Source organism: Roseomonas sp. TAS13 (assembly GCF_001950415.1).
Classification (GTDB): Bacteria; Pseudomonadota; Alphaproteobacteria; order Acetobacterales; family Acetobacteraceae; genus Roseomonas; species Roseomonas mucosa.
Map to the genome: position 1 here is coordinate 1 of NZ_BDLP01000536.1, position 2,244 is coordinate 2,244.

The following is a 2,244-nucleotide window of genomic DNA, read 5'->3' on the forward strand; positions in this document are numbered from 1 at the left end:
CCTGGGCGGGCGGGCGGGGCAGGTGCCCTGGTGGGGCTGGATCGGCGGCCTGCTCGGGGCGGTCTATGTGCTGGTGACGCTGACCTCGGCGCAGAAGCTGGGTGCCGGTCCCTACACCGCCCTCACCCTGACCGCGGCGGTGGTGACCTCCGTGCTGCTCGACCATTTCGGCCTTGTCGGCTTCGAGGTGCGCTCCCTGAGCCTGCTGCGGGTGCTGGGCTGCGCGCTGATGATCGGCGGGGTCGTGCTGATCGCGCGCTACTAGGGGAGATGCGAGGGAGGGGGGGCGGAGGTTCCGCCGCAACAAGGCGCATGCGCCGGCGTTCATCCGGTCATGCGTATTCACACCCTCCACTGCGGCTGCATGCGTCCCTTCGGGGGCGGGCTATGGGATGGGCTGACGCCCGGCATGGGGCCGTCGAGCCTGACCTGCCGCTGCCTTCTCGCCGAATCGGAGGATGGGCTGGTGCTGGTGGATACCGGCTTCGGCATGGGGGATGTCTTCGACCCGGAGGCGCGCCTGCCAGGCGTCGCGCGCCATGCCACGCGGGTCCGGGTCGCGCCGGAGGATACGGCGATCGTCCAGGTCCGGACCCTGGGTTTCGACCCCAAGGATGTGCGCCATATCGTGATGACGCATCTCGACTACGACCATGCGGGCGGACTCACGGATTTTCCCTGGGCGACGGTGCATGTGTCGGGGCGGGAGGCGCGGGATGCGCGTGCGCGGCGGGGGCTGACGGGGGCGATGCGCTACCGGCCCGGACAGCTTCGGCGCGACATGCGGGAGCACGACCGGCTCGGCCAGAACTGGTTCGGCTTCGCGGCGTTTCGCGAGGGGCTGCCGCCCGGCTTCGTGCTGGTGCCGCTGCCCGGCCACACGGCGGGGCATTGCGGCGTCGCGGTCCGGACCGGGGCGGGCTGGTTGCTGCATGCGGGCGATGCGGTGTTCAACCTGCGCGAATTGCGGGCTGCGCCGCGCTGCCCGCCTTTCGCCCTGGCCTATGAGACGATGATGCAGCGGAGCGGGCGCATCGCCGCGGCGTCCCAGGCGGCGCTTCGGGCGCTGCTGCGCGGGCATTCGGACGAGGTCCAGGTCACCTGCACCCATGACCCGGTGGCGGACCCATTCCTGCCGGAGATGGCATCGCGGGCGGCGTGAGGGATCAGCCGCCGCGCCCGAGCCAGCGGGCCAGGCGTTCCGGTGCCGCCGCCATGTCGGCTTCCGGCCCGCAATAGGAGAAGCGCAGGAAGCGGTGGCCGCGGGCCGGGTCGAAATCCACGCCGGGGGTGGCGGCGATGCCGGCCTCGGCCAGCATGGCGGCGCAGAAGGCCACGCTGTCGTTGGTCAGGTGGCCGACATCGCACCAGAGGTAGAAGGCGCCGTCCGCCTGGGCGATGCGGTCGAGGCCGATGCCCGGCAGGGCGCGCAGCAGGATGTCGCGGCTGCGGGCATAGGCGGCGCGGTTGGCCTCCAGCTCCTCCGTGCAGTCCATCGCGGCCTGGGCGGCGAGCTGGGCGATGTGCGGGGCGGAGATGAACATGTTCTGCGCCAGGCATTCCACCGGGCGGAGCAGGTCCTCCGGCAGCAGCATCCAGCCGATGCGCCAGCCGGTCATGGAGAAGTACTTGCTGAAGCTGTTGACCACCACGGCGCTGGGGCTGAAGGCGGCCGCCGTGGCTTCCTCCACGCCATAGCTGAGGCCGTGGTAGATCTCGTCGGAGATGAGGCGCACCCCGTTCGCGTGGCACCAGCGGGCGATGGCGGCGAGCTCGGCGGGTGCGAGCATGGTGCCGGCAGGGTTGCAGGGGGAGGCGACGATCAGGCCGGCGGGGCGCGGGTCCAGCTTCTCCAGCATCGCCACGGTGGGCTGGAAGCGGGTCGAGGCGTCGCAGGGCAGCGTCAGGGGGCGCATCCCCAGCGCGGTGAGGATATTGGCGTAGGGCGGGTAGTAGGGCGCCGCCATGGCCACCGTGTCGCCCGGGTCGAAGGCGGCGAGGAAGGCCAGCGGGAAGGCGCCCGAGGCGCCCACCGTGACGGCGATGCGGTCCACCGGCACGGGCTGGCCATAGTGGCGGGCGTAGCGGAGCGCGATGCGCTCGCGCAGGGGGCGCAGGCCGAAGGCTTCCGTGTAGCCCATGGGCTCGCTGGCCAGCAGCGCCTTCGCCACGGCCTCGGCGGCGCCGCGCGGGGCGCCGGTGCCGGGCTGGCCGACCTCCATGCGGAGCACGCCCGGCGCGCCC

The 2,244-nt window shown here is 72.5% G+C and carries 3 protein-coding genes; 2 read left to right on the forward strand and 1 reads right to left on the reverse strand.

Annotated features, from left to right (window positions below; genetic code table 11):
* On the forward strand, window positions 1-265 hold a 265-nt coding region (locus tag ROTAS13_RS23255; protein WP_139323525.1), incomplete at its 5' end, for a DMT family transporter.
* Between the two features lie 69 nt (window positions 266-334).
* Complete coding sequence (locus tag ROTAS13_RS23260; protein ID WP_075823561.1) at window positions 335-1,162, forward strand: MBL fold metallo-hydrolase; 828 nt, start codon at window positions 335-337, stop codon at window positions 1,160-1,162.
* Window positions 1,163-1,166: 4 nt separating this feature from the next.
* Here the strand turns inward: ROTAS13_RS23260 and ROTAS13_RS23265 are convergent.
* A partial coding sequence (locus ROTAS13_RS23265) for a pyridoxal phosphate-dependent aminotransferase (protein WP_075823562.1) occupies window positions 1,167-2,244 on the reverse strand: 1,078 nt, incomplete at its 5' end.